The following is an 18099-nucleotide window of genomic DNA, read 5'->3' as shown; positions in this document are numbered from 1 at the left end:
TCCCAAAGGACGCTCGGCGCTCTAAAGCATAATCATCGAACGGGAGGAAACCAGATGATCAGTCAATACAAAATCGCATTCGCGGCGTTGGCCTTGGGCACAGCGTCTTTCGCGGGTGGCGCTCAGGCTGCCCAGGAAGTTCGCTTCACCTGCGCCTATGACGGCAATGGCTGCGAAATCCTGAAGGACATTCTCGCACGCTATGAAAAGCAGCATCCCGACGTGAAGATCGTGACCGACGTGGTTCCTTACAAGGCACTGCTGGAAGGTCTGCCCGTTCAGCTCGCTGGTGGCAGCGGCCCTGACTTCGCCACCGTCACCGACCTTGGCGGCCTGAACCGTTATTACCTCGATCTCACGCCCTATGTGGACGCGAAGAACTGGGAAGACAATTTCTCCAACGTGCTGAAATGGTACCGCAGCGGCCCTGAAGACAAGGGCATCTACGGCATGCATACGCAGTTGACCATCACAGGCGCCTTCATCAATCGCACGCTCTTCGATCAGGCCAATGTTGCCGTACCCGGCAAGGACGCGACGATGGACGATTGGGCAAAGGCTGCGACTGCCGTTGCCAAGGCCACCAGCACGCCTTACCCGATGGCGATCGACCGTTCCGGCCACCGTATTGCCGGCCCGGCCATTTCCTACGGCGCCAAGATTTTCGACGCGGAAGGCAAACCGATCCTGGTCGATGAAGGCTTTACGACTTTCGTGAAGAAGTTCGTCGAGTGGAACAAGAACGGTACCATGGCGCGTGACGTCTGGGCCGGGCAGGGCGGCAACACCTATCGCGACGCCGCGCAGGAATTCATCAACGGCCAGCTTGCCTACTACTATTCCGGCAGCTGGCAGACCGCGCGCTTCGACAGCCAGGTGGGCGATGCCTTCGACTGGGAAGTCGTACCACAGCCATGCGGTGGTGCTGCCTGCACCGGCATGCCAGGTGGTACCGGTATTGTCGGTTTCAAGCAGACCAAGAACCCGAAAATCGTTGCCGATATCCTGAACTTCCTCGCTGAAGACGAGAACTATCTCGATTTCACGGTTCGCACCCGCAACGTTCCGGCCAAGAAGTCCATCGCGGAAAAGGGCGTGACCTATACCGGTGCGACCCCTGCCACGCAGAAGGCCATGAATGCCTGGCTCGACCAGATCCCCGGCATCAGCCCGATTGCTTACGCCTACCAGGGTTACAAGAATAATCGCGCCATGTTCAACATCTCTGTCCAGCGTATCACGCAGGCCATCGTCGGCGAACTCACGGTCGATGAAGCGATGGCACGCGCCAAGACGGACGTTGAGGAAATGTTGAAACAGGCGAAGTGATCCATCGCCTTCCGGCGCGGCGCATCCCGCGCCGCGCCGGATCGAAGGAGGAGCCCCATGTATAAATTTATTGCGCCAGTGATGGGCATCGTCGAACTGCCATTCGCCTTCCTGCAGAAGGTTCTCGGCCATCGACGGATTGCCTGGGTGTTTCTCACCCCTAACCTGTTACTCTTTGCTGTTTTCGCATTTCTGCCGATCCTGCTGAACGTCGCCTATTCGGTGACCGGCACCGAGCAGATCATGCTTGCCGATCGCCCCTTCGTCGGCGGTGGTAATTTCTCGGCGCTGATGTCCTGCGGCAATTATCTCGACCCGAATTCCTGTCAGCAGGATCTCTTCTGGCGCTCGGTATGGAACACGCTGCTCTTCGTCGTGCTGCAGGTGGGCTTCATGGTCGGCTTCTCGCTGATCACCGCCATCATCCTCAACCGCGATATCCGCGCCCGTGGTTTCTTCCGCGCCGTGTTCTTCTTCCCCGTGCTTCTGTCGCCCGTCGTCGTGGCGCTGATCTGGAAGTGGATCTTGCAGCGCTTCGGCGTGCTGAATGCCGCGATGGAAGGGATGGGCTTGAGCTCTGTCGACTGGATGCTGGAAGCAAACCTTGCCTTCGGCTGGTCGGTCTTTCTCTCGGTCTGGGCGCATATGGGCTTTTACACGCTCATCCTGCTTGCCGGTCTGCAGGCGATCCCGCGCGACGTCTACGAGGCCGCAGAACTCGACAGGGCCAACCCCTGGCGCATCTTCCGCCGCATCACCATGCCGCTTCTGGCGCCGACCATGCTCGTCGTGCTGGTTCTGTCGCTGATCAAGGGCGTACAGACCTTCGACGAAATCTTCGCCTTCACCGGCGGTGGTCCAGGCTCGGCAACGACCTTCATCATTCAATACATCTATCAGACCGGTTTTGCCGGAACGCCCCGCAATTTCGGCCTTGCAGCCGCAGCCTCGCTGCTTCTCGCTGTCGTTCTCGTGGTGCTGACCGCGCTACAATTCCGGGCAAACAGGAGCAAGGTCGATGGCTAGGATTGGTGCATTTCTGACCCGCACGCGCGGCCGCAATGGCAAGCTGCACTGGACCGACTGGCTGTCCTACGCCTATCTTGGCATGGCCGTTCTGATCATGTTCGGCCCGGTCGTCTGGCTTGTTCTGTCGTCCTTCAAGACGGAAGCGGACCTTCAGCGCTTTCCTCCGCGTTTTCTGCCCTATTCGCAGGAGACGGTCGTGGTGGAGGGACAGCAAGCGCCGCTTCCCGCCTACACCACCAAGGACGGCCAGACGGTGGGCATGGTGCGGCGCATCGGCCTGGTAGCGCAGGTCATCGATCCGGCCAAGCCGGCCGAAATTCAAAAAATGCCGTTCAACGAGTTGAAGCCGGCAGAGCGCGTGTCGCTGGCGACGGAGAACTACACCGAGCTTTTCCAGCGCTTCAACTTCCCGCTCTACTTCTGGAACTCGGTCTTCATCACGGTAACGTCCACCGTCATCATGCTGATCGTCAATTCCATGGCGGCCTTTGCCCTGTCGAAATATCAGTTCAAGGGCAGGGGTGCCGTTCTCGCCATGGTCGTCGGCACTTTGATGATCCCGCAGACGGTCGTCCTCGTGCCGCTCTTTCTCATCACCAGCCAGCTTGGCATGATCAACAGTCTCTGGGGCGTGATCATTCCCGGTGCCGCCACGCCGACCGGCGTGTTCCTGCTGCGCCAATATATGCTGACGATCCCCGATGAGATCCTCGACGCGGCACGCATGGATAAGGCCAGCGAGTGGAAGATCTACTGGCGCATCATCTTGCCGCTCTCTGCACCGGCACTTGCGGTGCTTGCGATTCTCGCGGTCATGTGGCGCTGGAACGACTTCCTCTGGCCGCTGATCGTGCTGACCCGCAACGACAATTTCACCCTGCAACTGGCACTGAATTCCTTCCAGGGAGAGATGTCGACGGAGTGGAGCAACCTGCTCGCCATGACCGTGCTGACGCTCGCGCCCATCGCGCTGGTCTTCATGTTCCTACAAAAATACATCGCCACCGGCATTGCATCGACGGGCGGCAAATAATCCTTCGGGAGGAGACAAGACAATGGCAAGTATTGAGCTTCGTCAGGTCAAAAAGACATATGGCGCCCTCGATGTGATCAAGGGTATCGATCTCGATATCAAGCACGGCGAATTCTGCGTATTCGTCGGACCGTCCGGCTGTGGCAAGTCAACGCTTCTGCGCATGATTTCAGGCCTGGAAGCCCTGACCGATGGCGATATCGTCATCGGTGGCGATGTTGTCAACACGGTGCCAGCCGCCGACCGCGGTCTTGCCATGGTGTTCCAGTCCTACGCGCTTTACCCGCATATGACGGTGCGCGAGAACCTCTCCTTCGGCCTTGAAAACATCGGCACGCCGAAGAAGGCGATCGCCGAAAAGATCGCTCAGGTTTCCAAGATGCTACAGATCGATCAGCTTCTGGAGCGCCGCCCCAAGGATCTGTCGGGCGGCCAGCGCCAGCGCGTTGCCATCGGTCGTGCCGTCGTGCGTGAACCGCGCGTCTTCCTTTTCGATGAGCCGCTTTCCAACCTCGACGCGGAGCTGCGCGTCGATATGCGCGGCGAAATCTCCGCTCTGCACAAGCGTCTTGGCAATACGATGATCTACGTCACCCACGACCAGGTGGAAGCCATGACCATGGCCGACAAGATCGCCGTGCTTCGCGCTGGCAAGCTGGAGCAGTTCGGCGTCCCGCTCGATCTTTACAATCGGCCTGCCAATCTCTTCGTCGCAGGCTTCATCGGGTCGCCAAAGATGAACTTCTTCGCTGGCGAGGTGATCTCCGGACCGACACCTCTGCTGAAGATCGCCACGGGAGAACTGATCCCGCTGCCGCAGACCGGTTTTTCCTATGTGCCCGGCCAGAAGGTCACGCTCGGCATTCGCCCCAACCATGTGAAGCACGGCAGTGAGGGACCGCTCACCATGTCGGTGCGCACAGCCGAACAGCTCGGTGGAGAATCCTATCTCTACGGCAATATGGGCGATGGTACGCCCGTGACGCTGCATCTGTCCGGGCAAACCTCCACTGCAGCCGGTGAGGTGATCCGCATGGCCGCGCCGCTCGAGCACGTTCACCTTTTCGATACGACGAGCGGCTTGACGCTCAAGCAGGACGTTTGACATGACCGAGAAGAAGCTTCGCTCCGCCCGCTGGTTTGCCCCCGACGACCTGCGCAGTTTCGGCCACCGCTCGCGCATGATGCAGCTTGGCTATTCCGAAGAGGATTTTGCCGGCAAGCCGGTGATCGGCATCCTCAATACGTGGTCGGAGCTCAACACCTGTCACTCGCATTTTCCCGAACGAGTGAAGGACGTGAAGCGTGGCGTTCTTCAGGCTGGCGGCTTCCCCGTCGAGATGCCATCCCTCTCCGTCGATGAGAGCTTTACCAAGCCGACCTCCATGCTTTACCGCAACATGCTGGCGATGGAGACGGAAGAGATGATCCGTTCTCATCCGCTCGATGGCGTCGTGCTGATGGGCGGCTGTGACAAGACCACACCCGGTCTCGTCATGGGTGCGATCTCCGCTGGCGTTCCGATGATCTATTTGCCCGCTGGCCCGATGCTGAGCGGCAACTATGCCGGCAAGACACTCGGTTCCGGCTCTGACGCCTGGAAATACTGGGACGAACGCCGCGCAGGCAATGTCACCGATGAAGAGTGGAGCGGCGTCCAGGGCGGCATCGCGCGCTCCGCCGGCGTCTGCATGACCATGGGCACGGCCTCCACCATGACCGCGATCACCGATGCGCTTGGTCTGACGCTGCCGGGTGCATCTTCGATCCCTGCCGTGGACTCAGCTCATCTGCGCATGTCGGCGGCCTGCGGCCGTCGCATCGTGGAAATGGTGGCCGAGGATCTGACCCCAAACAAGATTTTGAGTGCGGCAGCCTTCCGCAATGCGGCGATCGTTGCCATGGCAACCGGCTGCTCCACCAACGCCGTCGTGCATCTGATCGCCATGGCTAGGCGCGCCGGCGTGCCGATGACGCTGGACGAATTGGATGCGCTCGGCCGCGTCACCCCGCTGATCGCCAATGTCCGTCCCTCGGGCAAAGACTATCTGATGGAGGACTTCTACTTTGCCGGTGGTCTGCGCGCTCTGATGAAGCAGATCGAAAGCCGCCTTGATTGTTCAGCCTTGACGGTGACCGGTCGCAGCATGGGTGAAAACCTGGAAGGCGCCAAGGTCTATAACGACGATGTCATTCGCTCGCTCGACAATCCCGTCTATGCAGAGGGTTCGCTTGCCGTCCTTCGTGGCAATCTCTGCCCGGATGGTGCCGTGATCAAGCCTGCGGCCAGCGATCCCAAGTTCCATGTCCATGAAGGTCCAGCGCTCGTCTTCGATAGCTATCCCGAAATGAAGGCGGCGATCGACGATGAAAATCTTGACGTCACCCCTGATCATGTTCTGGTGCTGCGCAATGCAGGACCACTGGGTGGCCCGGGCTTTCCGGAGTGGGGCATGTTGCCCATCCCCAAAGCGCTGATCAAGAAGGGCCACCGCGACATGGTGCGCATTTCCGACGCCCGCATGTCCGGCACGTCCTATGGCGCCTGCGTGCTGCATGTTGCGCCGGAAAGCTTTGTTGGCGGCCCGCTCGCGCTTCTGAAGACAGGTGATATCGTCCGCCTCGATCTGCCCGCACGTCGCCTCGATATGCTGGTCAGCGAAGAGGAGATCGAAAGCCGCCGTGCCGCCTGGCAGCCGCCAGCGCCGCGTTATGAGCGTGGCTACGGCTATCTCTTCTCCAAGCATGTGACCCAGGCGGATGAGGGTTGCGACTTCGACTTCCTCCAGACGGATTTCGGCCACAGCGCTGGCGAGCCGGACATCTACTAAAGGATTGGGTCGATGATGAAGCGTTTGCTGATCACAGGTGCCGGCGGCCAGCTTGGCAGAATGCTGCGCGGGCGTCTCGGCCAGGTTGCCGAAATCGTCCGCCTTTCGGATGTGGCGGAGATTGCCGCACCCGCCGGACCGCACGAGGAAGTGGTGCGTTGCGCGCTGGAGGATGCTGAGGCCGTCCACGATCTGGTGAAGGATTGCGATGGCATCGTTCATCTAGGCGGCATTTCGGTCGAGAAGGCATACGACCCGATCGAGGACGCCAATCTGCGCGGAGTCTACAATCTCTATGAAGCGGCGCGGGCGAACGGGAAGCCACGCATTCTCTTCGCTTCGACCAATCACACGATCGGCTACTATCCGCAAGGCGCTCAGCTCACTGCAGACATGCCCTTCCTGCCGGACGGGCTTTACGGCGTGTCGAAGATTTTCGGCGAGGCGATTGCGAGCCTCTATCATTCCAAGTTCGGCCAGGAGACGGCGATCGTCCGGATCGGTTCCTGCACCGAAAAGCCGATGGATTGGCGCATGCTCTCCACCTGGCTCAGCCATGACGATTTCGTCTCGCTGATCGAGGCCGTTTTCCTCGTGCCAAAGCTTGGCTGCCCGGTGATCTGGGGTGTGTCTGACAATGATGATGCCTGGTGGGACAATTCACATGTCGATTTTCTCGGCTGGCAGCGGCGTGACAATGCCGCGCGGTTCCGCGAGGAGATCGAACGGACCGTGCCGCGCCCCGATCCGGAAGCGGCCATCGCGAAATATCAGGGTGGCGTCTTCATCGACGAGCCCATTCACAAGGCGTGAAAAGCCTTCATCCGTCACGACGAGGAGAACACTATGAACAGCGAAACCCGCGAAAAATTATCGACGATTTCCGTCGCGACACTGGCAACGGCGCTTTACAAGCGCGGCCTGCGCAACCAGGTCATCCAGGGTGTGCGCCCGCTTGGTTACAAGGGCAAGAACATGGTGGGCCCGGCCTTCACACTGCGCTACATGCCGGCCCGTGAAGACCGCAATCAGCTCGTCGAATTCCGCAACCCTGCCCATCCGCAGCGCGTGGCGATCGAGACCTGCCCTCCAGGCCATGTGCTGGTCATGGATAGCCGCAAGGATGCAAGTGCTGCCTCTGCCGGCGATATTCTCGTCACCCGTTTGATGGTGCGCGGCGGTGCCGGTATCGTCTCCGACGGCGGCTTTCGCGATGCGGCAACCATTGCCGAGCTGGATATCCCGGCCTACCACACCCGCCCGTCCAGCCCGACGAACCTCACCAAGCATGAAGCAATCGAGATCAACGGCCCGATCGGCTGCGGCGACGCGCCGGTCTTCCCTGGCGACATCATCGTTGGCGATGCGGATTGCGTTATCGTCATCCCCGCCGGTATTGCCGATGAAATTGCGACCGAAGCCGTAGAAATGACCGCTTACGAGGACTTTGTCGTGGAACGGGTCAAGGCAGGCGAAACGATTATCGGCCTCTATCCCTGCACGAAGGACGAGCACCAGACCGCTTTTGCAGCATGGCGCAAGGAAAACGGTCGTTGACCTTCGGGCAAGGCCCTACAGCGTCGGCCCGAAAATCGAAGCCGATTTTCGGAAAGCACGGCGCTCTAAGCGAGATCATTCATAAAGAAAATGGCCGGGTTCGTCCCGGCCATTTGTCCATCGGCTAAACTCGTCGACGACCGCTATTAGTCGTAGAAGGAATCCACGAACTTGTGGCGACCGAGCAGAAACGCATCGGCGACGTGGGTCAGCGGTGCGAGATCGACGTCGGATGACTTGGCCTTGATGATCTCGGCAAAGCGCTCGTACAGGGCAGGGTATTCGCGCTCCGGCTCTGCAAATGTCAGTTCGCCATTGATCGAAAGCTTCGCGGCGCCTTCGGACAGAACCATCTGACCGGCTTCCGTTTCTGCGACGATATCCCAGCTCTGCTTGCCCGTCTGACGCCAGTCGAACTCGGCATGCACCGGCATCTTCGTCACGTCGGAGAAGTGGATATCGGCGGCAATCGGTGCGTCACGATTTTCCGGGAATTCCAGTGTCGCCTTGGTGATGAACAGCGCGCGCGGCAGGATATGGGTGATGATCGACAGCGCGTTGATGCCGGGGTCGAAGACACCGAGACCGCCAGCCTGCCAGATCCATTCCTGGTTCGGATGCCAGTGGCGCACATCTTCCTTCCAGATGACATGAACGCTGTTGATCTTGGTGGATGCCAGAAAGCTCTTTGCTGCTTCGACAGCCGGAGCGTAGCGCGAATGCCAGCTTGCAAACAGCGAAAGACCCTTTGAGTCCGCCAGGCGAACGAGATCCTGCACTTCCGAAAGGGTCGCACCGGGCGGCTTTTCAAGGAACACATGCTTACCAGCGTTGAGCGCGGTATAGGCAGCCTCGTAGCGATATTGCGGCGGCATGCAGAGCGACACGGCGGTCACGTCCGGCACGGCTCCGATCAGTTCCTCGATCGTGTGATAGCACGGGACGCCTTCGACGGTACCATGGCGGCTGGCCGTCGCGATAAGCTCGAAATCCGCATTGGCGGCAATGGCTGGAAGATGCTGGTCGCGAACGATTTTGCCGACGCCGACGATGGCAAGCTTGATGGCTGACATGCTTTTAAGACCCGTGTGATGCTCTAAAAATAATACTTTATGCCTTGTATCAGAAACGGGCGGGCGGGCAAGCCGTTGCTCGGTGCCGTCGCCGCAAAATCAGCTTGTGGATGCGACGAGCAGCGGCTTGCCGACCGGCTTCTTGTAGACAAGGTGCACCACCTTGTAGCCTTCGGCCTTCAACTGGGTCAGCAGAGCGGGTAGCATGGTTGCTGTTCGCTTGTGGATGTCATGCATCAGGATGATGCCGCTGCCACGATGTCGGAGGGCGGCAATCGTGCGGGACGCGACGACGGCAGGTGTATCGGAGAAATAATCCTTGGAATCGACCTGGACGTCCATGATGACGAGACCGCGCTCGGACACCATGTGCCGGAGGTTGCGATTGTCCGACAGGTAAGGGAAGCGGAAGAACATCGCATCCGTCTCCGTTGCCTTAGCGACGGCCTTTTCACCCTTCGCCACTTCCGCCAGCGCCCGGTCGAAGGTCAGGTTGCGCAGGTTCGGATGGCTGAAGGTGTGGCTGCCGATTGTATGCCCTTCCGCAACGACCTTCTTGGCGATGTCTGGATAGGTCTGTGCCATTTCGCCAACCATCAGGAAAGTGGCCTTCACGCCGAACTCGTCCAACGTTGCGAGAATCCGCTCTGTCTTGCCCGGCACCGGGCCATCGTCGAAACTCAGCACGACTTCCTTATTGGCAAGCGCGATGTCTTTCAGCGATGACACCTCGATGTCGCGACCGGCTAGGCCCATCGGATTGCGAGGACGCATCCATGCCGCTGGCGATAGCGCGATCGGATCATGTGCACCTGCCGCGGGATTGTCGGGCATGGTAGCGGCGAAGGAGCTTTTCAGCGACCCTTCGGCCTGCGGCTTACCTGCGCAACTGGAAAGGCACAGCGCAATGGCTGCGGACACGAAGAGTGGGGAGAAGCGCATGAAAAGCTCGGCAAATCAGGGGTGACGTTGTTGCCGAGCTTTCTATGATTATGGTTAACGGCGCGTTACTTCCCTTGCTGGAAAGTAACGTTTGATTTATCCAGCCATGGCTTCTTCATATTCGCTGGACAACAACAGCCACTGTTCTTCTGCCGCGGAAAGTTTGGCCGCCGCTTCACCGCGCTGCTTGACCTTTTCTGCTGCTTTGGCCGGCGCCTTTTCATACAGCGTCGGATCGGCAAGCTCCGTGTCGAGCGCTTGAATCTGTTTCTCAAGCTTTGCCGTCAAGGATTCGATTTCGTTGATCTTTTTCTTCAGCGGCGCAAGCTGCGCGCGCTTTTCGGCATTGGCTTTGCGCTGATCCGCCTTGGACGCCTGATCACTTGCGGTTTCGACCTTCTCATCCTTCTTCTTGCCGGAGGCGATGACGATGTCGCGATACTCTTCCATATCGCCTTCGAAGCTCGTCACCGTGCCGTTGTTGACCAGCCAGAGACGGTCTACGGTGGCTTCGATGAGATGCCTGTCGTGCGAAATCAGGATCACGGCACCATCGTAATCATTCAGGGCCTCGATCAGCGCGCGACGGCTGTCGATATCGAGATGGTTGGTCGGCTCGTCGAGGATCAGCAGGTTCGGCGCGTGGAAGGCCGCAAGCCCCATCAGCAGACGGGCTTTCTCACCACCCGACAAATCCTTGGCAGCGGTCGACATCTTTTCCGTCGCAAGGCCCATCTGCGCAACGCGTGAGCGCACCTGCGCTTCCGCCGCCTGCGGCATCAGCTTGCGCACATGCTCAACCGGCGTTTCGTTGGGCACCAGATCGTCCAGCTGGTGCTGGGCAAAGAAGCCGATCTTCAGGCCCGGCGCGATACGCAGATCTCCCGCCTGTGCTGGCAGGCGGCCGGAAATGAACTTGGCGAAGGTGGATTTGCCGTTACCGTTGGAGCCGAGCAGGGCGATACGGTCGTCATTGTCGATGCGCAAGTTCAGACCTTTGAGGATCGGCTTGCCCGGTTCGTAACCGACGACACCGCTCTGGATCGCGACAATCGGCGAGGCGGGCTGCTTTTCCGGCTCCGGAAAGGTGATGGGCTGAACGTGATCCTCGATAACGGCGGCAACCGTGCCCATCCGCTCCAGCGCCTTGATGCGGCTTTGCGCCTGCTTGGCCTTGGAGGCCTTGTAGCGGAAACGGTCAATATAGCTTTGCAGATGCTTGCGCGCGGCATCGCTCTTCACCTTCGCCTTCATCTGCAACTCGTCGGCTTCCGCCTTCTGCCGCTCGAAGGAATCATAGCCGCCGCGATAGAAGGTCAGCTTCTTCTGATCCAGATGGATGATCGAATTGACGGCATTGTTCAAAAGATCGCGGTCGTGGCTGATGATGATGACGGTGTGGGGATAGCGACGGATATAGTCTTCCAGCCACAGCGTGCCTTCAAGGTCGAGATAGTTGGTCGGTTCGTCGAGCAGCAGAAGATCGGGCTCGGCGAAGAGAACCGAGGCGAGTGCCACGCGCATGCGCCAGCCGCCGGAGAAGGAAGAGGCGGGGCGCAACTGCGCCTCCTGATCGAAACCGAGACCGGCAAGAATGGCCGATGCGCGCGCCTCTGCCGAATGGGCGTCGATATCGACAAGTCGCATCTGGATTTCCGCAATCCTGTTCGGATCCGTCGCCGTTTCGGATTCCTGCAGCAGCGCTGCGCGCTCCTTGTCGGCCGCAAGCACGATGGAGATCAGCGAATCTTCCGTCCCCGGTGCTTCCTGCGCCACCTGGCCGATGCGCGCATGCTTTGGAATGGTGACGCTGCCACTTTCAGAGCCGAGATCGCCGGTGATGACGCGAAACAGCGTCGATTTCCCAGCACCATTGCGCCCCACAAGACCGGCCTTCACGCCGTCCGGCAGCGAGACGCTGGCATTGTCGAGAAGCAGGCGGCCTGCAATACGGGCGGAAAGGTCGGTAATCGTGATCATGCCAGCCTTTTGGCCGAGTTTACTGGCGCTTGCAAGATGGGAGAGAGGCAAGCCCCGCGCCATCATGGCCTTCTAGACAGGGGAGGTTGCCATGCCGTCACGAAGAACCTATTCATGAGCCGAATTCTCCAGCCCATCTTGAACCTTGTCAGGCTCGTCCTGTCTCAGGCGATCGTGCTCGGTGGTTTCATTCTTGTGCAGCGCATGGGCTGGCGGCTGCCATTTGGGCTTTTCGAAATCCTGCTGATACAGGGCCTTCTGTCGGCGCTGATCGGGCGGCTTCTTGGCCTCTGGTGGTTCTGGCTGCCGGTGCAAATCCTTCTGCCCTTCGCCGTCGTCTACAATGACGTCGTCCCGGCCTGGGCCTATGGCCTCGCTTTCATCGCCTGCGTGCTGGTCTTCTGGAATGGTGCGAAGGAACAGGTGCCGTTCTACATGACCAATCGCCAGACCTGGAGGGCGATCGGCGATCTTGTGGCGCGGGAAAATGCCCGCCGCGTTGCCGATCTGGGCAGTGGTGCCGGCGGCATCGTTACCTTCTTGGCGAAGCATCATCCCACCGTTCAGGTGGACGGTTATGAGACGGCACCGCTCCTGACATTGGTCTCCAAGCTCTGGGTAGCGTTCATCCGCCGTCCCAATGCGGCGATCCTCTATGAGAGCCTGTGGGATGCGGATCTTTCCCAATATGATGTGGCCTACTGCTTCCTGTCGCCCGTACCGATGCCCGGCCTTTACGAAAAGGCAAAGGCGGCGATGCGTCCGGGAACGATCCTGGTCTCCAACAGTTTCGAGGTCCCGGGTGTGGCGCCAGTCACGATCCTGGAGGTCGATGATGCTCGTCGCACGAGGCTTTTCCTCTACAGGTTCTGACCTTCGCTTCATGAGAACAACGTCTCTTCAAACTCCGTGATGGCTGGCATGAAGACTCGTGGTTTGATTTTCGCCGCATCAGCCTGTTCAATGGCGTCAGAAAAACAGGAGTGACCATGTCGATTACGCTTTACACGCTATGCGGCCGTGACATCAGCCGTCCGTTCTCGCCCCATTGCTGGAAAACCGTTTTGTCGCTGGCGCATAAGGGGCTGGATTTCGAAGAGCGTCCGCTCGCCTTCACCGCCATACCCGGCATCGAAAACGGTTTTTCGAAAACCGTGCCTGTCCTGCGTGACGGAGACAGACTGGTAAAGGACAGCTTCGAAATCGCGGTCTATCTCGATGAGGCCTATCCCGACCAGCCATCGCTGTTCAACGGGGAGGGCGGCAAGGCATTGTCTCGGTTCGTCGAAAGCTGGTCGCAGACGCAGCTCCATCCGGCCATCGTCAGGATCGCACTTCTCGATATTCACGACATGCTGGACGACCAGGACCAGGCCTATTTCCGCGAGAGCCGGACCAAAGCGCTGGGTGCCGCGCTGGAAGAGGTGATTGCCGAACGCGATGCGGAGATTGCCGCTTTTCCTGCTCGCCTTGAACCCATTCGCAAGATGCTCGGCCGCCAGCCGTTCCTTGGTGGTGAGAGCCCGCTCTTTTCCGACTACATCGTCTTCGGCGCGCTTCAGTGGTCGAGGGTCGCGAGCGGTGTTGACCTCTTCGCCGCCAAGGATCCCGTTCGCGACTGGTTCGAGCGCTGCCTCGATCTGCACGGCGCGAAGGGGCGCAGTGTGACAGCGGCGTGAAATGTCGCGCGGCGCATGCCAATTGCGGAGAGCCCCCTTGTTTTCGGGCGTTTGGGCGGGTAAACACCGCCCACTTTCTTTCTATGACAAGGAACCGCAATAATGGCGATTGAACGCACATTCTCGATGATCAAGCCGGACGCAACCAAGCGTAACCTCACTGGCGCCATCACCAAGGTTTTTGAAGAAAACGGCCTGCGCGTTATCGCATCCAAGCGCGTCTGGATGAGCAAGCGCGAAGCAGAAGGCTTCTACGCTGTTCACAAGGAACGTCCTTTCTTCGGCGAACTGGTTGAAGGCATGACCTCCGGCCCGACCATCGTTCAGGTTCTGGAAGGCGAAAACGCCATCCTCAAGAACCGCGAAATCATGGGCGCAACCAACCCTGCGCAGGCTGCCGAAGGCACCATCCGCAAGACCTTCGCTCTCTCCATCGGCGAGAACTCGGTCCACGGTTCGGATGCTCCGGAAACCGCTGCCCAGGAAATCGCTTACTGGTTCGCTGAAACCGAAATCGTCGGCTGATCCTATCGGCTGCAAAGCTGAGTGTTTCTGAAAACGGGGCCCGCAACGGCCCCGTTTTTTTGTTTTCGTTCTCTGCCGCAGATGCTGATCGGGCCAATTCTAGGGCACCGGGCAGTTTTGAACTGGCTTCATGTCCGTCGTGCCGTCACTGCGAAACACCTCTGGGTTTGGGGTATAGAGGGGACCGACCACAAGCGGCTTTGCCGGAAGCTGCGATTGATCCGTGTCGGATGTCACCTTGGTTTCAAGTGTCTGCATCACATGCCGATCGGGCGCTCTCAAGCGGATCGTTACCGTGTAGGGCCGGTCCTGCCTGACGCATTCCACCGGTGGGCTCTGAAGAACAATCTTCGAATTCTTGGGAAAAAGTCGTTCGGAGACCGTCAGTGCATCGCCGCCACGCGGGTTCTCGAACTCCGCCTCTATCACGCTTCCTTCTTCTATCGGTACCTGTGCTTGAAGCGTGACGAGATAGGTTGCCACCGCGACGCGGTAGTTGAAGACGAACATGCGCCCGGAAATTTTTGCGACATCCCTTTGCTCTTCACGCTGGCATCCTGCAAGCGCAAGCAGAATGAAGGATAGGGTCAACCATCTCATTCTGGGGTCTCCTTCTTGCGCTTGTAATGGCGGCTCGCCTTGCGCCGGTTGCCGCAGACCGCCATGTCGCACCAGATCCGGCTGCGGTTCTTGCTGCGGTCGAGAAACAGCCAGCCGCAATTGGTGCAGATGCGCATGCGACTGCGATCAGAGCCGTGAATCAAGTACAGTACGGAGTGGGCCGTTGCCGCGGCCAGTTCGTCCGCTTTCGCCGTCCTCAGCGCCGCGGCGCAGGCACTGAGAAGATCGGCAAGCAGCGCGTTGTCTTCCTCCCCTGTGGCAATCGCAGTGCGAAAGTAGCGATCTGTCGCCTCCCTCAGATCGATCAGCACATCTTCCGATTCCACAGGCGGCGGTCGTAAGGCAGTGGGCATGCCTTCTCTTTCGGCACACATCGCAACGGCCGCCTCGCAAAAGCTTTCGATTTGCTCGCTGCTGGCGAAACGGTCGATCGAGCGGTCGGCATCACCGCGTAGAATAACGGTGTTGGCGACATCCAGAGCGAGCGCTCCGCCGGAAAATCGATGCGGTGTCCAAGTGAAGGTCATGACATAATTATAACTGGTAAAATCAGTTTTACCAGTTAGATTGGCGGTGGGGAGGGCTGAGATGGCCTATTTTCTGCAGCAGATTCTGAACGCGGTTCCGATTGCAGCTCTCTAAGCCGCGCTGGCCTTCGGCTATGCCATCGCCTTTGCCATCACCAAGCGTGCCGATGTCACCTTTGGGGGAATTTTTGCTTTTGCCGGACTGACCTGTCTGCTCTTTGCCGATTTTGGCTGGAACCGGCTTTGGTTGACCCTTGCTGCCACATTGGCCTTCGGGGCGGTCGCTGGTCTCTTCGGCGGACTATGGGCAGGCTTTCTGATTGGCCGCGCGGTGATGCGACCTCTTGCCCGAGCCACGCCCAACGCGGTCACGGTGGCGTCGATCGGGTCGCTGATTGCGCTGATGGAGAGTGCAAGACTTGCAGCCGACACCCGTTCGCTCTGGTTACCTCCGCTCTTCAACGATCCAGTCCGGCTCTGGCAACAGGGCGATTTCTTCGTCACGACGACGCCGATGCAGATTTTGAACTCCGCCTGCTTTTGCGCTCTGATCGCGGCTGGCTGGCTGTTCCTTCGCTCGTCTCAGTTCGGCAGGCAGTGGAGGGCCGTTTCCGAAGATGCCTTCGCAGCGAAAATGATGGGAGTGAATGCGGGCAGGGTGTTTCTGCTTTCATACTGTGCCGCAGCGCTCGTTGCCTCGGTTTGCGGGGTGCTCGCCACCTTTTATTACGGCAATATGGATTTCGGCGCGGGTCTCACGTTCGGCTTGAAAGTCGTCTTGATCTCTGCTGCCGGCGGATATTCGAGCCCGCTGAAATCCGCAGCAGGCGCTGCCGCCATTGGTGTCGCGGAGACGTTCTGGTCAGCCTACGGAGCCGTCACGTGGCGCGATGCCGGTGTCCTCCTCATGCTGATCCTGTGGCTGATCGCGGCGCGCAGCGAACGTCCTGTATTGTGACAGGGATTATGGCCGAACATAAAAAAGGCCGGCGTCCATTTGGCGCCGGCCTTTTCGAAACCATCGGTATGTCTCGCGTCAGAAGGCGCTGTTGTTGCCGCCGAGGATGCTCTTGGCGATGCCGGCACCGGCAGGGCCACCCGAAAGCAGCTGCTGCAGGAAGGTGAGGTCCTTGCCGCCCGTCGGCGTGGTGCGCGAGATGCTGTCGAAGACCTTGCCGTCCTGAAGCGTGTAGTTCGCCTTCTGGGCGACAACGCCGTTCTTGTCGAAATAGATCGCAAGAATGTTCTGCTCGACGAGCTGCGGCTTCATGAAAGCTGCTCTGCGAACGCGCTTTTGCGAGATGTAGTAGAACACCTCATTGCCGAACGTTGCCGTCGTCGACGGCGTACCCATGGTCAGCAGCACCTGTTCGCGGCTCGAGCCGACGGGGATCAGCTGCAGCGACTGTTCGTCCAGCACATAGCCGTTATGGAAAACGTCCGTGGTGCTGGAGCAGGCCGTCAGCAGGCTCGAGGCAACAACAACGGCGATGGCGGCTTTGCTCAGAAACTTGGTCTTTCCGGCCGACTTCTGCTTGTTCACCTGCGTTTCCCCGACTGCGATCATGAATGGCACCTTCCGGCATTGCGTGTCGTACCGCTTCTGTACACACGATTATGTCAATCCGGGGACAGGAATTCCCCGTTTCACCATGGAATGCAACATGTTTCAGAAACCGGCACCGCCTCCTGGCGCCTATCCTTGACTGTTTCAGCACGATGATGAACGTGACTGACACGGCATTGCAATTCTCGGATGCTTCGGTAAACCAGCTTTGACAATCATGCAACAAGTGCGATGGGCGAGACACGATTTCGTCGGTCGATATTCGGATTTTTCGATGGTTTTTGGGCTTTTCAGAAAGAAAAACAACAATCGCGCCATCGTTGATCGCCAATATTCTATATTGACGCAGGCCGCTCGCCAGCCGGGCTTCTATCTGCACATGGGCGTTCCGGACACGGTCATGGGCCGTTTTGAAATGCTGGCGGTTGTGATGATTCTGTATTTTCGCCGCACCAAAGGCGCATCGGTCAGCGGCCAGGAAATCGCCCAGGAGATCGTCGATGCCTTCTTCCAGGATCTCGACCATTCGATGCGGGAACTGGGGATCGGCGACCAGGGCGTGCCGAAGCGGATGAAGAAATTTGCAGGCATGTTTTATGGCAGGCTGGAATCCTATGCCGCTGCAATCGACAGTGCGGATGCCCATGCACTTGCGGCAGCGCTCCGTCGCAATATATATCCCCAGGCAGATGAGGCCGCGCCGGATATGCGCGCGCTTTCGAAATGGATGATGTCGGCGTCGGAGATGCTGTCTGCGCAGCCGGAAGACGCTGTGGCGACGGGAACTGTCACGCTGCCTTCACCGGATTTGTGAGGTTTTCAATGAAATCGCCCCATGCGGCCAATGATGACGCGCCCTTTTCCTATCCCGTCAAGGTAGGTCATATTTCTGCCAATCCGGTCAGGATTGGTCTCGAGGCAAGCCCGGAAGAGCTGAAGGCGCTGGCAAAATTCTGGGATGTCCTGTCAGTGGACTATCTCAAAAGCGAATTGCAGGTCACCCGTTGGAAAAGGGACGGCATCAGGATCAAGGGTCAGGTGCAGGCCGGTATCACGCAGGCTTGTGTGGTAACGCTTGAGCCCGTTCCGAGTGTGATCGATGAAAAGGTCGAGCAGATTTTCGTGCCGGAAGGTTCGAAACTCGCGCGCATGACGACGAATGATGACGGTGAGATCGTGCTCGATCCGGACGGTCCGGATATTCCCGATCAGTTTGTTGGTGACACGATCGATGTCGGCGTGGTCGTTGCGGAATTTGCCGCTCTGGCGATTGATCCCTATCCACGAAAAGACGGTATCGATTTCGACGGATACGGCGAGAAGACGCCGATGGAAGACAAAAAACCTTCGCCCTTCGCGGTGTTGAAAGATTGGAAAAAAGACTGAATGCCTTCGTAAGAAGCGAA

The 18099-nt window shown here is 58.9% G+C and carries 19 protein-coding genes; 13 read left to right on the top strand and 6 right to left on the bottom strand.

Translation table 11 applies throughout. The features are described 5' to 3' along the window. Window positions 1-54 precede the first annotated feature (54 nt). Genes PVA19_RS18115 through PVA19_RS18085 form a run of 7 tightly spaced genes read left to right on the top strand, consistent with a single transcriptional unit; the run spans window position 55 to window position 7779 of the window. A complete protein-coding gene (locus tag PVA19_RS18115) occupies window positions 55-1329 on the top strand; it encodes an ABC transporter substrate-binding protein (RefSeq protein WP_111847825.1) in 1275 nt (424 codons plus the stop codon). A gap of 57 nt (window positions 1330-1386) precedes the next feature. Next, complete coding sequence (locus tag PVA19_RS18110; RefSeq protein ID WP_274103748.1) at window positions 1387-2355, top strand: carbohydrate ABC transporter permease; 969 nt, start codon at window positions 1387-1389, stop codon at window positions 2353-2355. Beyond that, complete coding sequence (locus PVA19_RS18105) at window positions 2348-3391, top strand: carbohydrate ABC transporter permease (protein ID WP_274103747.1); 1044 nt, start codon at window positions 2348-2350, stop codon at window positions 3389-3391. The genes PVA19_RS18110 and PVA19_RS18105 overlap by 8 nt, the downstream gene beginning before the upstream one ends. A gap of 22 nt (window positions 3392-3413) precedes the next feature. Then, a complete protein-coding gene (locus PVA19_RS18100; protein WP_274103746.1) occupies window positions 3414-4496 on the top strand; it encodes an ABC transporter ATP-binding protein in 1083 nt (360 codons plus the stop codon). 1 nt (window position 4497) lies between these two features. Next, window positions 4498-6222 carry an L-arabinonate dehydratase gene (gene araD, locus PVA19_RS18095; RefSeq protein WP_274103745.1) on the top strand — a complete coding sequence of 575 codons (1725 nt, stop codon included), beginning with the start codon at window positions 4498-4500 and terminating at the stop codon, window positions 6220-6222. Window positions 6223-6234: 12 nt separating this feature from the next. After that, a complete protein-coding gene (locus tag PVA19_RS18090) occupies window positions 6235-7035 on the top strand; it encodes an NAD-dependent epimerase/dehydratase family protein (RefSeq protein WP_274103744.1) in 801 nt (266 codons plus the stop codon). A 33-nt stretch (window positions 7036-7068) separates the two neighbouring features. Continuing rightward, complete coding sequence (locus PVA19_RS18085) at window positions 7069-7779, top strand: ribonuclease activity regulator RraA (RefSeq protein ID WP_062425600.1); 711 nt, start codon at window positions 7069-7071, stop codon at window positions 7777-7779. Between the two features lie 146 nt (window positions 7780-7925). On the opposite strand, the gene PVA19_RS18080 is transcribed toward PVA19_RS18085, so the two are convergent. The 3 genes from PVA19_RS18080 to PVA19_RS18070 all read right to left on the bottom strand — a co-directional run bounded on the left by PVA19_RS18080 (window position 7926) and on the right by PVA19_RS18070 (window position 11774). Further along, window positions 7926-8852: a Gfo/Idh/MocA family protein gene (locus PVA19_RS18080; RefSeq protein WP_274103743.1), complete on the bottom strand. Its 927-nt coding sequence runs from the start codon at window positions 8850-8852 to the stop codon at window positions 7926-7928. Window positions 8853-8951: 99 nt separating this feature from the next. After that, a complete protein-coding gene (locus PVA19_RS18075) occupies window positions 8952-9794 on the bottom strand; it encodes a polysaccharide deacetylase family protein (protein WP_112359618.1) in 843 nt (280 codons plus the stop codon). A 96-nt stretch (window positions 9795-9890) separates the two neighbouring features. Further along, window positions 9891-11774: an ABC-F family ATP-binding cassette domain-containing protein gene (locus PVA19_RS18070; RefSeq protein WP_113225468.1), complete on the bottom strand. Its 1884-nt coding sequence runs from the start codon at window positions 11772-11774 to the stop codon at window positions 9891-9893. Window positions 11775-11888: 114 nt separating this feature from the next. On the opposite strand from PVA19_RS18070, the gene PVA19_RS18065 reads away from it, so the two are divergent. From PVA19_RS18065 to ndk, 3 genes are all read left to right on the top strand, one after another. Continuing rightward, window positions 11889-12647: a class I SAM-dependent methyltransferase gene (locus PVA19_RS18065; RefSeq protein WP_112359620.1), complete on the top strand. Its 759-nt coding sequence runs from the start codon at window positions 11889-11891 to the stop codon at window positions 12645-12647. A gap of 116 nt (window positions 12648-12763) precedes the next feature. Continuing rightward, window positions 12764-13453 carry a glutathione S-transferase family protein gene (locus PVA19_RS18060; protein WP_162686475.1) on the top strand — a complete coding sequence of 230 codons (690 nt, stop codon included), beginning with the start codon at window positions 12764-12766 and terminating at the stop codon, window positions 13451-13453. Window positions 13454-13555: 102 nt separating this feature from the next. Next, complete coding sequence (gene ndk / locus PVA19_RS18055) at window positions 13556-13978, top strand: nucleoside-diphosphate kinase (protein WP_062425595.1); 423 nt, start codon at window positions 13556-13558, stop codon at window positions 13976-13978. A gap of 99 nt (window positions 13979-14077) precedes the next feature. On the opposite strand, the gene PVA19_RS18050 is transcribed toward ndk, so the two are convergent. Both PVA19_RS18050 and PVA19_RS18045 read right to left on the bottom strand, forming a co-directional pair. After that, on the bottom strand, window positions 14078-14578 hold the full coding sequence (locus PVA19_RS18050; protein WP_274103742.1) for a hypothetical protein: 501 nt from the start codon (window positions 14576-14578) through the stop codon (window positions 14078-14080). After that, entirely contained in the window at window positions 14575-15126 is a 552-nt protein-coding gene (locus PVA19_RS18045) for a CGNR zinc finger domain-containing protein (RefSeq protein WP_113225419.1), read from the bottom strand. The genes PVA19_RS18050 and PVA19_RS18045 overlap by 4 nt, the downstream gene beginning before the upstream one ends. Window positions 15127-15247: 121 nt before the next feature. Between PVA19_RS18045 and PVA19_RS18040 the strand changes: the two genes are divergently transcribed. Next, entirely contained in the window at window positions 15248-16084 is an 837-nt protein-coding gene (locus tag PVA19_RS18040; RefSeq protein WP_274103805.1) for a branched-chain amino acid ABC transporter permease, read from the top strand. 78 nt (window positions 16085-16162) lie between these two features. On the opposite strand, the gene PVA19_RS18035 is transcribed toward PVA19_RS18040, so the two are convergent. Beyond that, the gene (locus PVA19_RS18035; protein WP_062598204.1) at window positions 16163-16693 is read right to left on the bottom strand and encodes an outer membrane protein assembly factor BamE; all 531 of its coding nucleotides are present in this window, start codon (window positions 16691-16693) and stop codon (window positions 16163-16165) included. 274 nt (window positions 16694-16967) lie between these two features. On the opposite strand from PVA19_RS18035, the gene PVA19_RS18030 reads away from it, so the two are divergent. After that, window positions 16968-17507, top strand: a complete 540-nt coding sequence (locus tag PVA19_RS18030) for a ubiquinol-cytochrome C chaperone family protein (protein ID WP_274103741.1) — start codon at window positions 16968-16970, stop codon at window positions 17505-17507. Between the two features lie 8 nt (window positions 17508-17515). Continuing rightward, complete coding sequence (locus PVA19_RS18025) at window positions 17516-18079, top strand: YceD family protein (protein WP_062425589.1); 564 nt, start codon at window positions 17516-17518, stop codon at window positions 18077-18079. The last annotated feature ends 20 nt before the right edge of the window (window positions 18080-18099 follow it).

This window comes from Agrobacterium sp. CNPSo 3708 (assembly GCF_028674915.1).
Taxonomy (GTDB): domain Bacteria; phylum Pseudomonadota; class Alphaproteobacteria; order Rhizobiales; family Rhizobiaceae; genus Agrobacterium; species Agrobacterium cavarae.
Note: the sequence above shows the minus strand (reverse complement) of the source record. Positions and strands in the feature narration are given on the sequence as shown.

Excerpts from the sequence above, each read along its gene's own strand:
- PVA19_RS18115 (WP_111847825.1), top strand. The coding sequence starts at position 55 with ATGATCAGTCAATACAAAATCGCATTCGCGGCGTTGGCCTTGGGCACA.
- PVA19_RS18110 (WP_274103748.1), top strand. The coding sequence starts at position 1,387 with ATGTATAAATTTATTGCGCCAGTGATGGGCATCGTCGAACTGCCATTC.
- PVA19_RS18105 (WP_274103747.1), top strand. The coding sequence starts at position 2,348 with ATGGCTAGGATTGGTGCATTTCTGACCCGCACGCGCGGCCGCAATGGC.
- PVA19_RS18100 (WP_274103746.1), top strand. The coding sequence starts at position 3,414 with ATGGCAAGTATTGAGCTTCGTCAGGTCAAAAAGACATATGGCGCCCTC.
- araD (WP_274103745.1), top strand. The coding sequence starts at position 4,498 with ATGACCGAGAAGAAGCTTCGCTCCGCCCGCTGGTTTGCCCCCGACGAC.
- PVA19_RS18090 (WP_274103744.1), top strand. The coding sequence starts at position 6,235 with ATGATGAAGCGTTTGCTGATCACAGGTGCCGGCGGCCAGCTTGGCAGA.
- PVA19_RS18085 (WP_062425600.1), top strand. The coding sequence starts at position 7,069 with ATGAACAGCGAAACCCGCGAAAAATTATCGACGATTTCCGTCGCGACA.
- PVA19_RS18080 (WP_274103743.1), bottom strand. The coding sequence starts at position 8,852 with ATGTCAGCCATCAAGCTTGCCATCGTCGGCGTCGGCAAAATCGTTCGC.
- PVA19_RS18075 (WP_112359618.1), bottom strand. The coding sequence starts at position 9,794 with ATGCGCTTCTCCCCACTCTTCGTGTCCGCAGCCATTGCGCTGTGCCTT.
- PVA19_RS18070 (WP_113225468.1), bottom strand. The coding sequence starts at position 11,774 with ATGATCACGATTACCGACCTTTCCGCCCGTATTGCAGGCCGCCTGCTT.
- PVA19_RS18065 (WP_112359620.1), top strand. The coding sequence starts at position 11,889 with ATGAGCCGAATTCTCCAGCCCATCTTGAACCTTGTCAGGCTCGTCCTG.
- PVA19_RS18060 (WP_162686475.1), top strand. The coding sequence starts at position 12,764 with ATGTCGATTACGCTTTACACGCTATGCGGCCGTGACATCAGCCGTCCG.
- ndk (WP_062425595.1), top strand. The coding sequence starts at position 13,556 with ATGGCGATTGAACGCACATTCTCGATGATCAAGCCGGACGCAACCAAG.
- PVA19_RS18050 (WP_274103742.1), bottom strand. The coding sequence starts at position 14,578 with ATGAGATGGTTGACCCTATCCTTCATTCTGCTTGCGCTTGCAGGATGC.
- PVA19_RS18045 (WP_113225419.1), bottom strand. The coding sequence starts at position 15,126 with ATGACCTTCACTTGGACACCGCATCGATTTTCCGGCGGAGCGCTCGCT.
- PVA19_RS18035 (WP_062598204.1), bottom strand. The coding sequence starts at position 16,693 with ATGATCGCAGTCGGGGAAACGCAGGTGAACAAGCAGAAGTCGGCCGGA.
- PVA19_RS18030 (WP_274103741.1), top strand. The coding sequence starts at position 16,968 with ATGGTTTTTGGGCTTTTCAGAAAGAAAAACAACAATCGCGCCATCGTT.
- PVA19_RS18025 (WP_062425589.1), top strand. The coding sequence starts at position 17,516 with ATGAAATCGCCCCATGCGGCCAATGATGACGCGCCCTTTTCCTATCCC.